Source organism: Ramlibacter monticola (genome assembly GCF_016722785.1).
Classification (GTDB): Bacteria; Pseudomonadota; Gammaproteobacteria; order Burkholderiales; family Burkholderiaceae_C; genus Ramlibacter; species Ramlibacter monticola.
In genome coordinates this window covers 135,742-154,513 of sequence record NZ_JAEQNE010000003.1, presented here as the reverse complement: position 1 = coordinate 154,513, position 18,772 = coordinate 135,742, and the positions used below count along the sequence as shown (strand labels likewise).

Sequence of the window (18,772 nt, the reverse complement as noted above, 5' to 3'; positions counted from 1 at the left end):
GCAGTGAAGTTCCCCTCCCTCCTCACGAAGCTGGCGCTCGGCCTGGTCGTCGCCGGCAGTGCCGCCCTCGCCGCCGCGCAGGACAACTGGCCCACCCGCCCGGTCAAGATCATCGTGCCCTTCTCGCCCGGCGGCGGCGGCGACGCGGTGGTGCGCATCATCAGCGACAAGCTCGGCGAGCGCCTCGGCCAGCCGGTGGTGATCGAGAACCGCCCCGGCGCCTCGGGCTACATCGGCGCGCAGGCCGTGGCCGGCGCGGCGCCGGACGGCTACACCATCCTCATGGGCTTCGACGGCGCCATGGTGGCCGCGCCCAACCTGATCAAGGCGCCCTTCGATCCGGTCAATGACTTCGTGCCGATCACCAAGCTCAATGACGCGACCCTGATCCTCGCCGCGCATTCCTCGGTGCCGGCGAAGAACCTCAAGGAGCTGGTGGACTACTCGAAGACGCAGCCGGGCGGCCTGGGCTTCGGCTCCTCCGGCACCGCGACCACCACCCACCTGGCGGGCGAGCTGCTCGCGCTGCGCTCGGGCGCGCAGCTGCGCCACGTGCCCTACAAGGGCGGCGGCCAGGCGGTGACCGACGTGGCCGGCGGGCAGATCCCCCTGATCTACACCGTGATCCCGACGATCGCCGGCTTCGTGAAGGACGGTCGCCTGCGCCCCATCGCGGTGTCGAGCGCGAAGCGCTCCCCGGTGCTGCCGGAGGTGCCGACGATGATCGAGTCGGGCCTCGCCGGCTTCGAGGTCAACTCCTGGTACGGGCTGTTCGCGCCGGCCAAGACGCCGAAACCGATCGTCGACCGCATCCAGCGCGAGGTGGCCGCGGTGCTGCAGCTGCCGGAGATCCGCGAGCGCTACCTGAAGGGTGGCTTCGAGCCGGTGGCCAACAAGCCCGAGGAATTCGCGCAGCAGGTCCGGGCCGACCTCGCGCGCTGGAACAAGGTGGTGAAGGACGCGAACATCCACGTGGACTGAGCGCCGCGCGCACCCATCTCCCCGGGAGAGGGGTGCGCTACTCCAGGTTCTTCGCCACCGGGCTCTCGCGCGAATAGGCCGGCATGGCCAGGAAGGCGCGGGGCTCGTAGGTCCAGAACTGCGACACCTCGGGGAAGGTGTCCACGATCGTGTTCACGAGCTGACCGTCCTTGCGCTCCACCTTGCGGATGTAGATGGTGAGGATCGGCTTGGAATACTCGTCGAGCCGGATCGGGCCCATCGGGCCGGCGGTGAGCCGCGCCTGGTGCAGCGCGCGGATGAAGGCCGGCTTGTCCTCGAAGCGGCCGTTGATGGCCTGCAGGGCCGCCTCCAGCCACAGGCCGGCCGTGTAGGTGCCGGCGGTGTAGAAGCCCGGCGTCACCTTGTATTCCCTTCTCACGGCGTCCACGAAGCGGCGGTTGTCCGCGCTGTCGATCGCCGCCGAATACCAGCTCGCGGAGTACACGCCGAGCGCCTCGTCGCCCATCAGCTGCAGGATGCCTTCGTCCACCGCGGTCGGGTTGCCGAGCACCGGTGCCTTCTGCTGGTACTCCTTGTACTGCTTCAGGAAGCGCACGCCGTTGGTGCCGGCGAAGCCGGCATAGACGCCGTCGGCGTTCTGCCTGATCTGCGAGATGTAGTTGCCGTAGTCCGGCGCGTTCAGCGGCGGCCACAGGCGCTGGATGCCCTTGCCGCCGTTGTCCTCGAAGGACTTGAAGAAGCCGGCCGCGCCCTCGTGCCCGTAGGCGAAGTCGTCGGCGATCAGCGCGATGCGCTTCATGCCCAGCTTCTTCGCCGCCCACTGCCCCAGCACGTGCGTGGGCTGCGCCGCCGTGCCGACGGCGTGGATCACGTATTCGTTCTTCTTCTGCTGCGCGAGGTCGTTCTGCGCCGCCGAGGTCGGCGTGATCAGCGGCACCTTCGCCTGCAGGATGTAGTCGTCGATGGCGATCGCCTCGAAGGTGGCCAGCGGGCCGATGATGACGGCCACCTTCTCCTTCTCGACCAGCTCCTGCGTCTTCGTCTTGGCGCCGGCCGGGTTGCCGCCCGTGTCCGCGATGACCAGTTCCACCTTGCGGCCGGCCAGCGTGTTGTTGCGTTCCTTCAGCAGCAGCTGGATGCCCTGCTCCATCTGGCGGCCGCCGGCGGCCAGCGGCCCGGTGCGCACGGTCAGGAAGCCCACCCGCAAGGGCTCGTTCTGCGCCCGCGCCAGCGTGGTCCATCCGAGGGGCGCCAGCCCCAGGAGGGCAAGGGCGAGGGTGGAGGTTCGTCGCTGCATGGCGTCGCTCCCGGGCGAGTGGCGGGGACCGCAGGATAGGGGCTGCCGCCCCGCCGCGGACGCGGGTTAATACCAGCGGCCGGACAATGCGGCTCCTGCATGCAGCCCCGCCACTTCGCCCAGCTCGTCTTCCTGTCCGCCGTCTGGGGTGGATCCTTTCCCCTGATCCGCATTGCGGCACCGGCTTTCGGTCCGCTCGTCATGGCCTGCCTGCGCTGCGCCCTCGCCGCGGTCGTGCTGGCCGTGCTGATGCGGGCCACGCGCCAGGCCTGGCCGGCGCGGGCGCACTGGATCTCGCTCACCGTCCTGAGCCTGCTGACCGTGGTGACGCCCTTCGTGCTGTTCAACTGGGCGGGGCTGGTGCTGCCGGCCGGCTATTCGGCCGTGCTGAACGCGACCGCGCCGCTGTTCGGCGTGCTGGCCGGCGCCCTGTTCAAGGAAGAGCGGTTGACGCTGCGCAAGCTCCTGGGCTGCGCCGCCGGCGTGGGTGGCGTCGCGCTGCTGGTGCGCCTGGGCCCGGTGCAGCCCGATGCGCGCGTGGTGCTCGCGGTGCTCGCCTGCGTCGCGGCCTCGGCCAGCTACGGCTTCGGCGCGATCCTGATGAAGCGGGCCACGCTGGTGCTGCAGCCCCTGCCCGCGTCGGCCGCCGTGCATGCCGCCGGCGCCCTGGTGCTGCTGCTGCCGGCGGGCGCCGGCCTACCCGCGGTGCAGCTGCGCCCCGAGGCCCTGCTCGCCATTGCCGTGCTCGGCATGGTGACTTCCGGCTTCATGTACTGGATCAGCATGCGGCTGATGCGGGAGATCTCCGCCAGCGCCGCGACCTCCTCGGCCTTCATGATCCCGATGTTCGGCGTGACCTGGGGCGGCCTGTTCCTCGGCGAGCCCTTCACGCCCGGCATGCTGCCCGGCGTCGTGCTGGTGCTGGTGGCCTGCGCCTTCGTCACCGGCTTCAACCCGCTGTGGTGGCTGGTGGCGTCGAGGCAGCCCGAGAAACCTGCAGCACGCAAAGGACTTTCCCCGGGGGAATAGCCCCTTGGGCCACTAGACGAGTTGCGCGACCCCGCCCAAAGTTCGCAGTCCACGCGGACGCGAGGTGAATTCATGACGCACAAGACCCTGGCCATGGTGGTCCTGATCGCGGCAGTGGCAGCTCCTGTGGGTGCGCAGCAGTACGTGTATCCCGCCAAGGGCCAGTCGCCGCAGCAGCAGAAGAACGATGAAGCGGCCTGCTACCAGTGGGCCGTCCAGCAGACCGGTTTCGATCCCGCCAAGCCGCCACCGGTGGCCGCACCGCCCACCACCGCCACGGGCACCGCGCCCGGTGCCGGCGTGCGGGGCGCCGCGCGGGGCGCGGTGGTCGGGGAGATCGTCGCCGACGACGCGAGCGCCGGAGCGAAGGTCGGCGCCGTGGCCGCGCGCGGGCAGAGCCGGCGGCAGAACGCGGCCGCGCAGCAGCAGGCCGGCGCCGCCAACAGCCAGATGCAGGCCAACTTCGCCCAGGCCCGAGGCGCTTGCCTCACGGGCCGCGGCTACACCGTCAAGTAGCGGCCATGCAACGCCGGACCCGCCGTCGCGGCCTCCTGGGGACACTGGCCGCGGGCGCCATCGCGCTCCAGCCGCTGTGCGGCGAAGCGCAGGTCGCCGCTTCGCCGGGCCCCTGGCGCTACCAGGCCTCCCTCTACGTCTACCTGCCCACGCTGGACGGGACCAGCCGCTTCCCCGCGGATCCCGCCCCCGGCCTCCCCTCGATCGAGGTCGACGTCGGCAACATCGCCGACAAGATCCAGGGCTTCTTCTTCGCCTCCTTCGAGGGCGACAACGGCCGCTGGGGCTTCTTCACCGATTTCATGTACCTGCACGCCGGCAACGACAAGCAGGGCAGCCGCGACTTCAACATCGGCGGCGTGCTGGACGCGAGCACCTCCGCCAGCCTGGGCTGGGACCTGCGGGGCTCCATCTGGACGCTCGCCGGTAAGTACCGCGTGCTCTCGAATCCCGCCACGAAGGTGGACCTGCTGGCCGGCACGCGCATGGCGCACCTCGAGCAGGAACTGCGCTTCGACATCGCCGGTGCGATCGGGGCGCTGCCTCCGCGCGCCCGCTCGGGCACGGCCGGGCGCACCGAGACGCTGTGGGACGGCATCATCGGCGTGAAGGGCCGCCATGTCTTCGGCGAGGGCCGGCGCTGGTCGCTGCCCTTCTACCTCGACGTCGGCACCGGCCAATCGAAGCTGACGTGGCAGGCCGCGGCCGGCGTCGGCTATGCGTTCTCCTGGGGCGAGGTCTCGCTGCTGTGGCGGTATCTCGCGTACGAGATGAAGTCGGACAAGCCGACCCACGACCTGAGCTTCAACGGACCGATGCTCGGGGCCACGTTCTCCTTCTGATCCAGGCCGGCGGGCGGACACGCCGGCCGGAAGGCGCCTGACAAGGCTCCCGCCGGGAGCGGGCAACACTTGTGGCATCGCGAGGAACCGAAGATGCCCGAGCTGCCCACGTACTTCTATCCCTTCCTGTTCGCCTTCATCGCCTTCCTCGGCGCCCGCTTCCTGGTCGGTCGCGTGGGCGACGACTCCGCCTCCCTGCCGGGCTGGATCCTCTATGCGGTGGCGATCGCCTGCGTGCTGATCGGTTTCGCCACGGCGTGGATGGACACGGGCTACTGAGCGCGGCGCCATCGGGTTGAACCCCTTGCGGCGCATCGCAGGGCGCCGGGACACTCGGCGCCTCCCGTACTCCCGCAGGGGACTCCATGGACGAGCGAGACAGGGCGCGGCGCTGGCTGGCAGGGATGGGCGTGGTGCTGCTTGCGGCCGGAGCGGCGCAGGCGCGGGTCACGCGCATCGTCATCGACGAGACGCGGCCGCTGCCCGCCGCCGATTCCGGCGGCATCGCCTTCGAGCAGGTCGCGGGCCGCGCCTTCGGCGAGCTCGATCCGGCCTCGCCCGCCAACCGGATCGTCAACGACATCCAGCTGGTCAGGGAAGCGGACGGCAAGGTGCGCTACGTCGCCACCTTCGTGCTGACGAAGCCGGTGGACCTGGCGCGCGCCAGCGGCCTCCTGTGGCACGAGGTGCCCAACCGCGGGCTGCGCCGGCCCAACGTCGTGGCCGAGCGGGCAAACGGCGACATCGACCTGACCAGCGCCTGGCAGGGCGACAACGCCGGCGCGACCGCCGTGCGCGCGACCATGGGCGTGGCTGAACCGCACTGGCTGCAGTTGCCGATCGCCCGCAACCCGGACGGCTCGCCGGTCACCGGCGAGGTGTTCGGCCGCATCGTCAACCGCGGCGGCCCCGGCTCGCAGCCGCTGATCGTGCAGACCAACCCGGTGCCGTACAAGCCGGCCAGCCTCGACACGCGGCGCGCGCGCCTGGTCTCGCGCGTGGCCGAATCCACCCGCGGCGAGGTGATCGGCGAGACGGAGATCCCGCCGGGCGACTGGGCCTGGGCGCGCTGCGACGCCGCCAACCCCTTCCCCGGCCGGCCCGATCCCACGCATGTCTGCCTGAAGAACGGCTTCGATGCAGCGAAGCTGTACCAGGTGGTCTACACCTCGGCCGACGCCTATGCGCTCGGCATCGGCTTCGCGGCGTGGCGCGACGTCGGCACGTTCTTCAAGACCGCGCGGGTGGACGACGCCGGCACGCCCAACCCGGTGGCCGGCGCGGTGACGCACAGCATAGGCCGCGGCGTGTCGCAGTCCGGCAATTTCCTGCGCGGCTGGCTGCACCTGGGCTTCAACCGCGACGAGGCGGGGCGCCAGGTGCACGACGGCCTGTGGCCCATCATTGCGGGGCGGCGCATCGCGCTCAACTTCCGCTGGGCCCAGCCCGATGGCGTGCTGGAGCTGTACCAGGCCGGCAGCGAAGGGCCGCAGTGGTGGCTGCCGCATCCCGATGCGCTGCGGCGCGTGCCCGCCGCGGGCCTGCTGGATCGCTGCAGCGAGACGCGCACCTGCCCGAAGATCGTCGAGCACTTCGGCTCGGCCGAGGTGTGGGCGCTGAAGCTCACGCCGGAGTGGATCGGCACCGATGCGCGGACGGACCTGCCGCTGCCGCCCAATGTGCGCCGCTACTACATCGCCAGCACCAACCACGGCGGCGGCGCCGGGGGCTTCGACACCAGCGTGCCCGGCGCCGCGCTGCCCACGACCGGGCCGAACTGCCCCGGCAACAACTACGGCACGGGCCTGCTGCCCGCGAATCCGGTGCCGCACACCGAGACCGTCAACGCGCTTCGCGTGCACTTCCGCAACTGGGTGATGAAGGGAATCGCGCCGCCGCCCAGCCAGTGGCCGCGGCTCGGCGACGGCACGCTGGCGCCGGCGCACAAGACCGCGCTCGGCTTCCCCACCCTGCCGCAGCTGCGCCCCACGGTGCCGGAGCAGGACTTCATCCTGCCGGTGCTCGATTACGACTGGGGGTCGGGCTTCCATGCCGCCGACGGCTCCGGCGTCGCCGGCAAGGCGCCGCCGCCGATCAGGGACGTGCTGGCCATGTACGCGCCCAAGGTCGACGAGGACGGCAACGAGCTCGGGGGCGTGCCGGTGGTGCTGCTCGATGCGCCGCTGGGCACCTACCTCGGGTGGAACATCACGGCCGGCGGCGCGCGGCCCTTCCACCAGGGCCAGATCTGCAACTACGTCGGCGGGATGATCCCGTTCGCCCGCACGGCGGCGGAGCGGCAGGCGAACGGCGATCCGCGGCGCTCGCTGGAAGAGCGTTACCGCAACCACGATGGCTACGTGGAAGCGGTGCGCCGCGCAACGGAGCGTGCGATGGCGGCGGGCTTCCTGTTGCGGGAGGACGCGGAGCGGCTGGTGCGGCAGGCGGGGGAGAGCAGGGTCCTGCGGTGAACCGCTAGGGGCGCTTGGCTGCGTATGCTGTCCCGACGTGCCTGGAGATGTAGGTGGAGAGTCCCTTGCCGGCCCGCGCGAGTTCCTTCATTGCCTCGACGTGGCGCGGGCCGGCGCTGGCATGCGTGTACACGTAGGTGCCGCCATCCTTGAAGCGGACTTCGATGAAGTCCTGGCCGATCCGGTACGCGACCACACCCGAGTCTCCGCTGAGGTTCGCGTAGCGCCGCATGCTCATGCTCCGGGCTGGCCTGCGGCAGGAAACCACGGGCACCCTGCGCGAGTCCAACCGCTTATGAAGCTGAACGCACTCATGGTCCGGTACATCGTGCATGACGTCGACGCGGCGGTCACGTTCTACACCAGCCACCTGGGCTTTCGCGCCTCTGCCCAGTCGGGGACCTACTTCGCCCTCCTCGAGCGGGAGAACCTGCAGCTCGTCCTGAGTCCTCCCAAGGGGCCGGGGGGCGGTTCGCAACCGATGCCCGACGGCCGCAGGCCTGAGCCGGGCGGATGGAACCGCATCATCGTCCGGAGCAGCAATCTCGACGGCGAGATCGAAGTGCTCAGGAAGGCCGGGGTCCGGTTTCGCAACGACATCGTCGAAGGACCGGGCGGCCGGCAAATCCTGCTGGAGGATCCCTCCGGAAACCTGGTGGAGCTGTTCGAGCCCGCGCCCGACGCCCCGCGATAGACCGCGTGGAAGCCGCTGCAGCCAGCGGCGTCACGCGATGCGGTAACGCGCCACCTTCTGCGGGTCCCACGCGACGCCGCTGCCCGGCTTCTCGGCCAGGGGCCAGTGACCGTCGACGATCTTCACCGGCTCGGCGGCGACCGCATCGCTCCAATCCATGTACTCCAGCCAGTGGCCGGTCGGCGTTGCCGCCAGGAGGTGGGCGCTGAACTCCGGCATCAGGTGCGAACTCATGGGAATGCCATGCGCCTCGGCGATGCCGGCCGCCTGCATCCAGCCGGTGACGCCGCCGATGCGCGCGACGTCGGGCATCACCAGGTCGCAGGCCTGCGCCTGCAGCGCGCGCAGCAGGTCCTTGGGGCCATCGAAGTTCTCGCCGATCTGCACCGGCAGCTGCAGCTCGCGGGCGATCTCGGCGCAGCCGGCCAGGTCGTCCTGCCGGATCGGCTCCTCCAGCCAGGAGAGGCCTTCCGATTGCAGCGCGCGGCCGCGCAGCAGCGCCTCGTGCCGCGACAGCGCCTGGTTGTAGTCCACCATCAGTTCCACGGCATCGGGCAGGCGTGCGCGCACGGCGCGCGTCACGGCCAGGTCCTCCCGCAGCGTCGGATAGCCCAGGCGCAGCTTCACCGCCTGCATGCCGCCTTCCAGCAGCTTCTCGGCTTCGTCGGCGGCCGCCTCCGGCGCCATGAGGCCGAGCCCGCAGGAGTTGTACGCGCGCACGGGACGCGGCGTGCCCCCGAGCAGGGTGGCGAGCGGCGCGCCCGCCGCCACCGCAAGCGCGTCCCACAGGGCCATGTCGAACAGTGACAGCGTCATCCGCACGAGGCCCGTCACGCCGACCAGCGCGAAGCGGCGCTGCAGCTTCGCGGCGATCTGCACCGGCGCGACGCGGTCGCCGCGCACCACCTCGCACGCGTCCTCGACCAGCGCGGCGATCGGCTTCGCGGCGCTGCGCCGGTAGCAGAAGATGTAGGCGCAGCCGGTGACGCCCTGCTCGGTGAGCAGCTCCAGCAGCAGCAGCGGCGCGGACCTGACGGTCGCGGCGCTGGTGCCCAGCACGTAGCGCAGGGGCACTTCCACCGGCGTGCAGCTCACGCTGCGCACGCGCAGATCGGACAGGTGTGCGCCGGAAGCTTCAGCCATGGCGCGGCCCGCCTTCCGCATGCAGGCACAGGATGTCGTGGATGGCGCGATTGAGCGGCGTCGGGACGCCCTTGGCCTGCCCCAGTTCGACCACGCCGCCGGCCAGCCAGCGCACCTCCAGCCGGTTGCCGCGCTCCAGGTCGTGGTGCATGGAGGAGGTCATGTCCGGCGCGACGGCGTCGGCCAGCTGCAGCCGCACCTCGGCATAGTCCTCGGCCAGCGGCACGCCGTGCGCGCGGCCCACGGCGACCACTTCGCGCATCACGTCCAGCAGGAAGGCGCGCGTCTGCGGGTGGCTGCGGATCGGGCCGATGGTCTTGCGCATGGTGGTCGTGGTGCCCGAGAGTCCCACCAGGAAGACGAACTTCTGCCAGATCTCGCGCAGGATCTGCTCCGACAGTTCGGCCTGGATGCCGCCGGCCAGGCAGGCGGCCAGCAGCGCCTCGCCGCGCGCCGAACGCGTGCCGTCGAACTCGCCGAACAGCAGCCGCTGCATGGGCCCGGTCTGGCGGATCACGCCCGGCGAGGCGATGGTGGTGGCGACGTAGCCGACACCGCCCATGACCTGGCGCGCGTCGAAGGCGGCGCGCAGGGCCCGGTCCTTCAGCACGCCGTTCTGGAACGAGATCACCGCCGTGTCCGGTCCCACCAGCGGACGGATCTGCGCCAGCGCCTGTTCGGTGTCCCACAGCTTCACGGCCAGCATCACCACGTCGACCTCGCCGATGCCGGCCGGGTTGTCGGTGACGCTCACCTGGGGCAGGTGCATGGGTTCGGGGCCTTCGATGCGCAGGCCCTGGCTGCGCATGGCCTCCAGGTGCGCGCCGCGCGCGACGAAGTGCACCTCGGCGCCCCCCCGCGCCAGCCGCGCCCCGAAATAGCCGCCCAGGCCGCCCGAACCCATGATCGCGATGCGCATCTCGTCTCCTTTGCGTCGTTGAATCCGGCGGCTATTCGCCCTGCCAGTAATCGAGCATGTCCTGGGGCCGGCCGACATGGCGGAAGCCGTCCGGTCCCATGCCGTCCGTGACGGCGAACTTGCCCGAGTCCGGATACTGGCAGACCTCGGGGTGCAGCATCGTGCTCACCGCCAGGAACTTCAGCTCGGTGGCGCCGGTGTTGACGATCTGGTGCGCCGCCTCGGGCCCGCCCGGCGGGCACGCGACCACGTCGCCGGCGCGCAGCGGCCAGGTGTCGCTGCCGAAGCGCAGTTGCCCCGTGCCTTCGACGACGAAGAACATCTCCTCGTTGAGGCGGTGGTTGTGGAAGGGGAAGGCGCGCTTGCCCGGCGGCACCACGGTCACGTTGTAGCCCAGCTTCTTCGCACCGAGCGCCGGCGCGAGCGGCGCCATCCGGCCGCCGAAGCGCTCCCCGGGCATGGCGCTGCCCTTGCTGCGCGACATCTCGGCCAGGTCGAAGTACTTCGCATCGGCGATGTTCAGGACCGGAGCAGGCATGGCGGTCTCCTCGGCGCTTCGCGCGCCTGCGGCGGATTCTGCCCCGGCCGGAAAGCCGGTCATGCCCCGCAGGGAACTGCAGGCCCCGTTACAAGCGCGCTGCCCCACGCCGCGTGAAGGAAGGCGCGCGCCGCGCCGCCGGGCCGCGCACCGCGACCTTCGGTCCCGATGAATCCGCAAGGATTAGGCCTTCTCCCTCGTTGCGGCGTAACGAATCCTCCGTCTGGCCGCGCTCCCCGGCGATCGTCACACTTCGAAACAAACAGGGGGAAGTCGATGGGGTCGCCGTTGGGAGTCGCGCCGGAAGCGCCAGAAGAACGCAGGACGGGCACGCCGGCCGACCAGGCCGCGCTGCTCGATGCACTGGCCGAGGAATTGCTGAACGACCTGCCGGTCGACGTATGGCGCAAGCTGTTCCTCGGCCCCGGCTACGACACGATCCGCTTCACGGAGGAATGCAGCACGCTGCTGGCGTGCGACCTGGCTGCCTCCGAATGGACGGAAACCGACGTCCGCACGCTGGCGAACCGCTTCGAGGGCTGCGTCGAGCAGTTCGGCCCGCGCGTGCTGATGGCGTTCGCGCGGCCGCGCGCGGCGCTGGAAGTCGCCATGCTGCTGCAACGCACCTCGCGCGCCCGCTTGCGCAGCGCCCTCGTCACCGCGCCCTGCCTGGCCGCCAGCTTCGAAATCGACGGGGTGCCGCGGCAGCTGACCCTCGGCGAAATGCCGCGCAAGGCGGCCGGCTGCGCCGACAGCACGGCCCCGGGCAGCATCCACCTGTGCGCCGCGACCTGGCGCGCACTCGGCCCGGTGGCGCTCGACCGGCTGACGCAGCGGGCGCTGGTCACCACCGAATACCAGGGCGAGGAGGTCCTCTCCGCCTCGGTCACGCTGGCCCCGCCGCCGCGGGCCGACCTGAGCACCTTCGCCGGACTCGGGCGGGTCTGAAGCGGGCGCGGTGGCGTCGCGCGACGCGGCGGGCTAGGATCGCCCGCATGAACCAGGCCGCGCCCGTTTCCCTGCTCGTGATTCCCGGCAGCTCCCGCACCGGGTCGTTGAACCTGCGCCTCGCGCGCGCGGCCAGCCGCATCGCGGAGGCACAGGGCGCTTCCGTGCACCTGCTGGACCTGCGCGCGCTGGGCCTGCCGCTCTACGACGGCGACATCGAGGCGAGCGAAGGCGTGCCCGAACGCGCCGGCGAGCTGATCGACGCGATCGTGGCCGCCGACGCCGTGTTGCTCGTCACGCCCGAGTACAACGGCTTCCCGACGCCGCTGGTGGTCAATGCCTTCGACTGGCTGTCGCGCGCGCCCGCGAGCGGCGCACGGCCCGCGGGGCTGAAGGCCACCGCCGGCAAGCCCGTGGGCCTGCTCTCCGCCTCGCCGGGGCCGCTGGGCGGACTGCGCTCGATGAACTACCTGCGCCAGTACCTGCAGATGGCTTTCGCGATGCTCGTGCATCCGCGCCAGTTCGCCCTGTCGCGCGCCGACCAGGCCTTCGATGCGGCCGGCGAACTGAAGGAAGAGAAGGCGCGCGAGACGGTGGGCGGCGTGGTGGCCTCGCTGCTGGAGCTGGCTTCCGCGCTCAGGGCGGCGCGCGCGACATAGGGGCGCGCGGCGGCAGGAGACAATCCCCGCATGCTGCGCTACTTCACCGTCCCCGTCACCCCTTTCCAGCAGAACTGCTCCGTCGTCTACGACGAGGCGACCCGCCAGGCGGCGGTGATCGACCCCGGCGGCGACCTCGACACCCTGCTCGGCGAGATCGACCGCCACGGCCTCCGGCTGGAGCAGATCTGGCTGACCCACGCGCACATCGACCACGCCGGCGGCACGGCGGAACTGGCGCGGCGCCTGTCGCTGCCCATCGTCGGCCCGCACCCGGAGGACCAGTTCTGGATCCAGGGCCTGCCGCAGCAGGGCGCGATGTTCGGCTTCCCGGCGGCGGAAACCTTCACGCCGACGCGCTGGCTGCACGACGGCGACACCGTGGAACTGGCGGGCCACACCCTGCACGTGCGACACTGCCCCGGCCACACGCCGGGCCACGTGGTGTTCCACTCGCCGGAGATGAAGCGCGCCTTCGTCGGCGACGTGCTGTTCGCCGGCAGCATCGGCCGCACCGACTTCCCGCGCGGCGACCACGCCACGCTGATCGCCAGCATCACGCAGCGCCTCTGGCCGATGGGCGACGACACCGTGTTCATTCCCGGCCACGGTCCGGAGAGCACCTTCGGGCGCGAACGGAAGAGCAATCCGTACGTCGCCGGGACCTGAGTCCGGCAACGTTTTACCGCGCGTTTACCTCCGGGGCGGCGTCCGGTCAGGTGCGCGGCCCGCCGCGCCACTATGCTGCGGCCACAGCACTGATCGGAGGTGCCCATGGTCTCTCGTCGTGCCATGCTGCTGCGCACCGGTGCCGGCCTGGCCGCCGTGGCAGGCGGCCCACGGCTGGCCCTCGCCGCCGCCGGCAGGCCCTCGGGCGCGGCCGCCGGCGCGCACGCCCTCAACCGGCTGGGCTATGGCCCGCGTCCCGGCGACCTCTCCCGCATCGCTCGCGATCCGCAAGGCTGGGTGGAGGAACAGCTGCAGCCGGCCGGCGCTGCGCTGCCCGCCGTCCTGAACGCGCGGCTGCAGGAGGACCGCTTCCTGGGCGTCCATCCCGCGGTGCTGATGCAGGGCTACATCGCCATCGCCCGGCGGGGCCGCCAGATCTCCCGCGACCGTGCCGCCGGACTGCCCACGCCCGGCTACGAACTGCGCCCGGACATGAAGGCCGCCCCCGAGTCGACGGAACTGGGCCGCTACCTGGTCGCGCTGCAGGTGGCCGCCTTCGAGTCCCGCATCTACCGCGCGCTGGAAAGCCCCCGCCAGCTCGAGGAAGCGATGGTCGATTTCTGGTTCAACCACTTCAATGTGGACCAGGGCAAGGGCCATGCACGGGTGCTCATCGGCCATTACGAGCAGTACGCGATCCGGCCGTATGCGCTGGGGCGCTTCGCGGACCTGCTGCATGCCACGGCGCGTCATCCCGCCATGCTCAGCTACCTCGACAACGCCGTGAGCGTGGCACCCGGCCGGGGCCCCCGCGGCCTCAACGAGAACTACGCGCGCGAGCTGATGGAACTGCACACGCTCGGGGTGGACGGTGGCTACACGCAGCAGGACGTGACCGAGCTGGCCCGCATCCTCACGGGCTGGACCTTCGCGCCCGTGCGGCCGGACGAGGCGCCGCCGTCGGAGCCCGTGCCGCTGCCGGGCGACCCGCGGCGCATGCCGGGCTTCCTGTTCAATGCGCGCGCGCACGACGCCGGCGGCAAGACCTGGCTGGGCTTGCACGTTCCCGCGGGCGGCGAGTCGGAGGGCGACGTCGCACTGGACACGCTGGCCCGCCACCCGTCCACCGCGCGCCATCTCGCCTTCAAGCTGGCGCAGTACTTCGTCAGCGACGCGCCCCCGCCGGCGCTGGTGGACCGCGCCGCGCGGGTGTTCCTGGCCCAGGACGGCCAGGTACTCCCGGTGCTGCGCACGCTGTTCACCAGCGAGGAGTTCTGGGACGAGCGGCAGCGCGGCTCCAAGTTCAAGACCCCGCTGCAGTTCGCCCTGTCCAGCCTGCGCGCGCTCGGTCACACGCCGGCCAACGTGCGCCCCCTGCAGTTCGAACTCGTGAGCGAGGGCATGCGCCTGTTCGGCTGCCCCACGCCGGATGGCTACAAGAACACGGAAGCGGCCTGGATGAGCCCGCACGTGCTGGGTCGCCGGGTCGAATTCGTGACCCGCGTGGCGAACAACTGGCTGGGACCGGCGCCGGTGGAACCCGAGCGCCTGCTCGCAGATCTCGGGCCGCTGGTGACGCCGCGCACCAGGGAAGCGGCCCTGCAGCACCAGGACCAGCCGCGGCTCGCCGTCGCGCTCGTGCTCGCGGGTCCCGGCATGATGCGGCGCTAGCCGCGGAAGGGAAGACCATGGACACCCGGCGACGCGCACTGTTGCAATGGGCGGCCGGCGCGGCGGCCGCGAGCGGCATCCGCCTGGCCTTCGCCGCCCCGGAGCCCGCGCCCGGCAGGCTGGTGGTGGTGCTCCTGCGCGGGGGCATGGACGGCCTGTCCCTGGTAGTGCCCCACGCGGATCCGGCCTATTACGCCAACCGGTCGGGCATCGCGCTCGCGCGGCCCGGCGAAGCCGACGGCGTGCTCCCGCTGGACAAGCTGTTCGGCCTGCATCCCGCGGCGGCCGCCCTGCTGCCCTGGTGGGACGCGAAGCAGCTTGCCTTCGTGCAGGCGAGCGGGTCGGCGGACCCGAGCCGCTCCCATTTCGATGCGCAGGACCACATGGAAACGGGCACGCCCGGCCGCAAGGGCACGCGGGACGGCTGGATGAACCGGCTGGCCGCCGTGCTCGGGGCCACCGCGCCCACGGCCGAAGCGCGCCGCATGCTGGCCTTCAGCCTCGGGCCGACGATGCCGAGGATCCTGCAGGGCGACGCCGCGGTGGCGTCCATGGAGAGCGGCCCCCGCCCGCAGGGCCCGGTGGCGGAGAGCCAGGCGACGGCGGCCTTCTCCGCGCTCTACGACGACGCCGACCCGCTCGGCCGCAGCATGCAGCAGCTCACCACCGCCCGGCGCGAGATGCAGGCCGCCCTGGGCAGCGACGACGCGAAGGCCGACGCGGGCGCGCTGTCCCTGGCCGGCCTGGCGCGCGACACCAGCCGCCTCGGCCGCCTCATGGCCGCGGATCCGCGCGTGCGCCTGGCCTTCGTGCCGGTGGCGGGCTGGGACACGCACGTCAACCAGGGCAGCGCCCGCGGCTTGCTGGCGGGCAAGTTCACCCTGTTGGCGGGGGCGCTGGACGCGCTGGCGCGGGGACTCGGGGACCACCTGCGCGAGACGACGGTGGTCGTGCTGTCCGAGTTCGGCCGCACCGTGAGGCAGAACGGCAACCTCGGCACCGACCACGGCCACGGCAACGTGGCGCTCCTGCTCGGCGCCGGGGTACGCGGCGGCAAGGTGCACGGGGAATGGCCCGGGCTCGAAACCGCGGCGTTGTACGAGGGACGCGACCTGGCGGTGACGACGGACTTCCGCGCCCTGCTCGCCGAGATCCTGGAGCAGCGCTTCCGGCTCGGCGACCGCGCCCTCGCCTCGGTGTTGCCCGAGGCGCCGGCGCAGCGCATCCACGCGGTCGCGTGAGTCGCGCAGGAGTCCCGGTCAGCGATTGCCCATCGTGGCCGGCCGGCTGGCCGCGGCCTGCCGGTACAGTCCTTCGACGCGCGGGATGTTCTCGGCCAGGCGCCGCATGCGGTCCGGCCCCGAGGGGTGCGTGGACAGGAAGGAGCCGCCCGAGCCGCCCGACGCCTGCGCCATCTTCTCCCACAGGGAGATGGACGCCTGCGGATTGAAGCCGGCGCGCGCGCCCATCTCCAGGCCCACGAGGTCCGCCTCGATCTCGTCGTCGCGGCTGAACTTGAGCGTCAGCAACTCCGTGCCGATGTTGGCCGCCACGTCGCCGAGCTGGCCCAGGCCGAACAGCTGCGCGCCGAAGGACAGCAGCGCGCCCGTGCCCTTGCTCTTGGCGATGCGTTCGCGCGCGTGCTCGCGCAGCGCATGCGCGATCTCGTGACCCACTACCATTGCGAGCTCGTCGTCGCTGAGGCGGAGCTTGTCGATGAGGCCGGTGAAGACGGCGATCTTGCCCCCGGGCATGCAGAAGGCGTTGATGCTGTCGCTGCCGATCAGGTTCACCTCCCAGCGCCAGCCGCGGGCGCGCGGGTTCCAGCGCGGCGCATCGGCGATCAGGCGGGAGGAGATCGACCGCAGCCGCTGCAGCTGCGGGTGGCTTTCGGGTGCCAGCGCGCGTTTGGCGCGGGCCTCCTGCAGCAGCTCGCCATACTGTTGCGTGGCGGCCTGTTCGAGCTCGTCGGCGGGCACCAGGGAGCGCAGCCGCGAGCTTTCGCCCACGTCGACCTGGCTGATGGCGGGTCCGGCGACGACGGCGCCGGCTGCCACTAGAAAGGCACGCCGGCCGACCCACGGCGCTGCCTTGGCGTTACAGAGTTGGCACATGGGCGAATAATCAACGAGCAGATCAAGGACAAGATGTCGGACCCCGTCGCCTCCTCCACGCAGAGCCCGCCTGCACCGCCCGCCGAAGAGCCGCGCAAGAAGAAGCGCTCGGCCATGGATGTCCTGCGTTCCGTGCGCGAGCCCAAGGTCGCGATGATGCTCGCTCTGGGCTTCTCTTCCGGGCTGCCCTTCCTGCTGACGGCCAACACCTTCGGCTACTGGCTGCGCGACGAGGGCACCAGCCTCAAGGCCATCGGCTTCATCTCCTGGGTGGGTTTCGCCTATGCCTTCAAGGTGTACTGGTCCCCGCTGGTCGACCGGATGGACATCCCGCTGTTCGGCAAGCTGGGGCGGCGCCGCGGCTGGATGTTGTTCTGCCAGATCCTGGTGGCGATCGGGCTGGTCGGCATGGCGGTCGTCGGGGTGGGGCCCGGGCTGGCCGTGATCGGTGCCTTCGCGCTGCTGGTCGCCTTCGCCTCGGCCACGCAGGACATCGCGATCGACGCCTGGCGGATCGAAGCCGCGTCGAATTCGGAGGAGGTCGGCCTCCTCACCTCGGCGGCCCAGCTGGGCTACCGCATCGCGCTGCTCGTCACCGATGCCGCCATCATCGCGGCGGCGGAACGCGTGGGCTGGCCGATCTCGTACGTGGCGATGGCCGTGCTGATGGTCGTCGGCATGGTCGCGACCTTCAAGGCCTTCGAACCCACGCGGGCCGACGAAGTCCTGCACAGCAAGCCGCCGCTGTGGAGCGCCCGCGGGCTGCTCGACGCGCTCATCGGGCCCTTCGTGGACTTCTTCCGCAAGCACAAGATGGCCGGCCTGGTGATCCTGGCCATGGTGGCGCTGTACCGGCTGCCGGACTTCGTCATGGGGCCCATGTACAACCCGTACTACCACGACCTCGGCGTCAGCAAGGACACGGTGGCGGTGGTGCGCGGCTCCTTCGGCCTGGTGGCGACCTTCGTCGGGCTGGGCGCCGCGGGGCTCACCGCCATCCGCATCGGCATCCTGCCCACCCTGATCGTGGGGCTGGTGCTGGAGGCGATCGGCACGGGGGCTTTCGCACTCCTCGCTCTGCACGTCAACGACGTGATGTTCGCCTTGGTGATGTCGATCGACTCCTTCGCGCAGGCCTTCGCGGGCGTGGCGCTGGTCACCTACATGTCCAGCCTGACCAGCCTGGGGTATACGGCCACGCAGTACGCCATGCTGTCGTCCACCTATGCGCTGCTGGGGAAATTCCTCAAGGGGTTCTCGGGCGTCGCGGTCGACACCCTGACACCGACCTACGGGCTGCTCGGCGCCTATGCCACGGCCTTCATCGGCACGGCGCTGACGGCGATCCCGCCCATGCTGCTGATCCTGCTGCTGTGGCGCATGCAGGGCCGCCACGGCACGACGGCGGCCACGGCGGGCGCGCGCGGCTAGGCACTCCCTCGCGGGAGGTTCCACGGGCATTGGAGACCGTCGTTTACTTTACTTTACGGCCGGGACAAGCGGCTGCGATGCCCGCTGACGACTATGGCCTGGAGCGGCCCCGCGTCGGTGGCCTTTGCAGTAAGTAGTATTCCCACATGCAGCAACTCCTGATGATCGAGGACGACACTCGCCTGGCCCAGATGGTCGGCGAGTACCTGGAACGTTCCGGCTTCGGCGTGACCCACGCTGCCGATGCCACGGCCGGCCTGAACCTGCTGGAGGACCCGCCCACCGGCAGCACGCCCGACCTGGTGGTGCTGGACCTGATGCTGCCCGACCTCGACGGGCTGGAAGTGTGCCGGCGCGTGCGTTCGCTGCCCGGCGAGACCGGCAAGGTGCCGGTGCTGATGCTCACGGCCAAGGGCGATCCCATGGACCGCATCGTCGGCCTGGAACTGGGTGCCGACGATTACCTGCCCAAGCCCTTCGAGCCGCGCGAGCTGCTGGCGCGCATCCGCGCGATCCTGCGCCGGCGCCACGACGGCACGCCGCCGCCGGCCAAGCTGATGCGCTTCGGCTCGCTGGAGATCGACCGCGACGCCCGCACGGTGACGGTGGGCGGCAAGCCGGCCGACCTGACCTCCTACCAGTTCGACCTGCTGGTGGTGCTGGCCGAGCGCGCCGGGCGCGTGCTCACCCGCGACCAGATCATGGAAGCCGTGCGCGGACGCGAGCTGGAAGCCTTCGACCGCTCGATCGACGTGCACATGGGCCGCATCCGCGCGGCCATCGAGGCCGACCCCAAGAACCCCAAGCGCATCCTCACGGTGCGCGGGGTCGGCTATGTCTTCGCCAAGCAGCAGGACTAGCCCCGGAG

The 18,772-nt window shown here is 71.2% G+C and carries 20 protein-coding genes; 14 read left to right on the top strand and 6 right to left on the bottom strand.

The genetic code is table 11. The features are described from left to right. The first annotated feature begins 3 nt into the window (after positions 1 to 3). A complete protein-coding gene (locus JJ685_RS14175; RefSeq protein WP_201674917.1) occupies positions 4 to 981 on the top strand; it encodes a Bug family tripartite tricarboxylate transporter substrate binding protein in 978 nt (325 codons plus the stop codon). Between the two features lie 37 nt (positions 982 to 1,018). Here the strand turns inward: JJ685_RS14175 and JJ685_RS14170 are convergent, their stop codons facing one another. Beyond that, on the bottom strand, positions 1,019 to 2,260 hold the full coding sequence (locus tag JJ685_RS14170) for an ABC transporter substrate-binding protein (RefSeq protein WP_201674916.1): 1,242 nt from the start codon (positions 2,258 to 2,260) through the stop codon (positions 1,019 to 1,021). 99 nt (positions 2,261 to 2,359) lie between these two features. Here JJ685_RS14170 and JJ685_RS14165 point away from each other — a divergent pair, with 99 nt between their 5' ends. The 5 genes from JJ685_RS14165 to JJ685_RS14145 all read left to right on the top strand — a co-directional run bounded on the left by JJ685_RS14165 (position 2,360) and on the right by JJ685_RS14145 (position 7,118). Then, positions 2,360 to 3,289: a DMT family transporter gene (locus JJ685_RS14165; RefSeq protein WP_201674915.1), complete on the top strand. Its 930-nt coding sequence runs from the start codon at positions 2,360 to 2,362 to the stop codon at positions 3,287 to 3,289. A gap of 72 nt (positions 3,290 to 3,361) precedes the next feature. Continuing rightward, positions 3,362 to 3,805 carry a hypothetical protein gene (locus JJ685_RS14160; protein WP_201674914.1) on the top strand — a complete coding sequence of 148 codons (444 nt, stop codon included), beginning with the start codon at positions 3,362 to 3,364 and terminating at the stop codon, positions 3,803 to 3,805. 5 nt (positions 3,806 to 3,810) lie between these two features. Beyond that, the gene (locus tag JJ685_RS14155; RefSeq protein WP_201674913.1) at positions 3,811 to 4,647 is read left to right on the top strand and encodes a hypothetical protein; all 837 of its coding nucleotides are present in this window, start codon (positions 3,811 to 3,813) and stop codon (positions 4,645 to 4,647) included. A gap of 93 nt (positions 4,648 to 4,740) precedes the next feature. After that, complete coding sequence (locus JJ685_RS14150; RefSeq protein WP_201674912.1) at positions 4,741 to 4,926, top strand: hypothetical protein; 186 nt, start codon at positions 4,741 to 4,743, stop codon at positions 4,924 to 4,926. An 86-nt stretch (positions 4,927 to 5,012) separates the two neighbouring features. Then, positions 5,013 to 7,118 (top strand): alpha/beta hydrolase domain-containing protein, encoded by a 2,106-nt coding sequence (locus tag JJ685_RS14145; protein WP_236599000.1) that lies wholly within the window; start codon positions 5,013 to 5,015, stop codon positions 7,116 to 7,118. Positions 7,119 to 7,122: 4 nt separating this feature from the next. On the opposite strand, the gene JJ685_RS14140 is transcribed toward JJ685_RS14145, so the two are convergent. Further along, positions 7,123 to 7,350 carry a hypothetical protein gene (locus tag JJ685_RS14140; protein WP_201674911.1) on the bottom strand — a complete coding sequence of 76 codons (228 nt, stop codon included), beginning with the start codon at positions 7,348 to 7,350 and terminating at the stop codon, positions 7,123 to 7,125. A gap of 63 nt (positions 7,351 to 7,413) precedes the next feature. On the opposite strand from JJ685_RS14140, the gene JJ685_RS14135 reads away from it, so the two are divergent. Beyond that, positions 7,414 to 7,812: a VOC family protein gene (locus JJ685_RS14135; RefSeq protein WP_201674910.1), complete on the top strand. Its 399-nt coding sequence runs from the start codon at positions 7,414 to 7,416 to the stop codon at positions 7,810 to 7,812. A gap of 30 nt (positions 7,813 to 7,842) precedes the next feature. On the opposite strand, the gene JJ685_RS14130 is transcribed toward JJ685_RS14135, so the two are convergent. The 3 genes from JJ685_RS14130 to JJ685_RS14120 are packed head-to-tail and all read right to left on the bottom strand — an operon-like array spanning position 7,843 to position 10,412. Further along, a complete protein-coding gene (locus tag JJ685_RS14130) occupies positions 7,843 to 8,955 on the bottom strand; it encodes an enolase C-terminal domain-like protein (RefSeq protein WP_201674909.1) in 1,113 nt (370 codons plus the stop codon). Continuing rightward, positions 8,948 to 9,874: a ketopantoate reductase family protein gene (locus tag JJ685_RS14125; protein ID WP_201674908.1), complete on the bottom strand. Its 927-nt coding sequence runs from the start codon at positions 9,872 to 9,874 to the stop codon at positions 8,948 to 8,950. Before JJ685_RS14125 ends, JJ685_RS14130 begins: the two co-directional genes overlap by 8 nt. Positions 9,875 to 9,905: 31 nt before the next feature. Continuing rightward, a complete protein-coding gene (locus JJ685_RS14120; RefSeq protein ID WP_201674907.1) occupies positions 9,906 to 10,412 on the bottom strand; it encodes a cupin domain-containing protein in 507 nt (168 codons plus the stop codon). 276 nt (positions 10,413 to 10,688) lie between these two features. Between JJ685_RS14120 and JJ685_RS14115 the strand changes: the two genes are divergently transcribed. From JJ685_RS14115 to JJ685_RS14095, 5 genes are all read left to right on the top strand, one after another. Further along, entirely contained in the window at positions 10,689 to 11,360 is a 672-nt protein-coding gene (locus JJ685_RS14115; RefSeq protein WP_201674906.1) for a hypothetical protein, read from the top strand. A 47-nt stretch (positions 11,361 to 11,407) separates the two neighbouring features. After that, on the top strand, positions 11,408 to 12,019 hold the full coding sequence (locus JJ685_RS14110; RefSeq protein WP_201674905.1) for an NADPH-dependent FMN reductase: 612 nt from the start codon (positions 11,408 to 11,410) through the stop codon (positions 12,017 to 12,019). Between the two features lie 30 nt (positions 12,020 to 12,049). Beyond that, a complete protein-coding gene (locus JJ685_RS14105; protein ID WP_201674904.1) occupies positions 12,050 to 12,688 on the top strand; it encodes an MBL fold metallo-hydrolase in 639 nt (212 codons plus the stop codon). 105 nt (positions 12,689 to 12,793) lie between these two features. After that, a complete protein-coding gene (locus JJ685_RS14100) occupies positions 12,794 to 14,359 on the top strand; it encodes a DUF1800 domain-containing protein (RefSeq protein ID WP_201674903.1) in 1,566 nt (521 codons plus the stop codon). 17 nt (positions 14,360 to 14,376) lie between these two features. After that, positions 14,377 to 15,600 (top strand): DUF1501 domain-containing protein, encoded by a 1,224-nt coding sequence (locus JJ685_RS14095; RefSeq protein ID WP_201674902.1) that lies wholly within the window; start codon positions 14,377 to 14,379, stop codon positions 15,598 to 15,600. An 18-nt stretch (positions 15,601 to 15,618) separates the two neighbouring features. On the opposite strand, the gene JJ685_RS14090 is transcribed toward JJ685_RS14095, so the two are convergent. Then, the gene (locus JJ685_RS14090) at positions 15,619 to 16,473 is read right to left on the bottom strand and encodes a M48 family metallopeptidase (RefSeq protein ID WP_201674901.1); all 855 of its coding nucleotides are present in this window, start codon (positions 16,471 to 16,473) and stop codon (positions 15,619 to 15,621) included. A 33-nt stretch (positions 16,474 to 16,506) separates the two neighbouring features. Between JJ685_RS14090 and JJ685_RS14085 the strand changes: the two genes are divergently transcribed. Next, on the top strand, positions 16,507 to 17,904 hold the full coding sequence (locus JJ685_RS14085) for an AmpG family muropeptide MFS transporter (protein WP_201674900.1): 1,398 nt from the start codon (positions 16,507 to 16,509) through the stop codon (positions 17,902 to 17,904). 146 nt (positions 17,905 to 18,050) lie between these two features. After that, positions 18,051 to 18,764, top strand: a complete 714-nt coding sequence (locus tag JJ685_RS14080) for a response regulator (protein ID WP_201674899.1) — start codon at positions 18,051 to 18,053, stop codon at positions 18,762 to 18,764. Positions 18,765 to 18,772 lie beyond the last annotated feature (8 nt).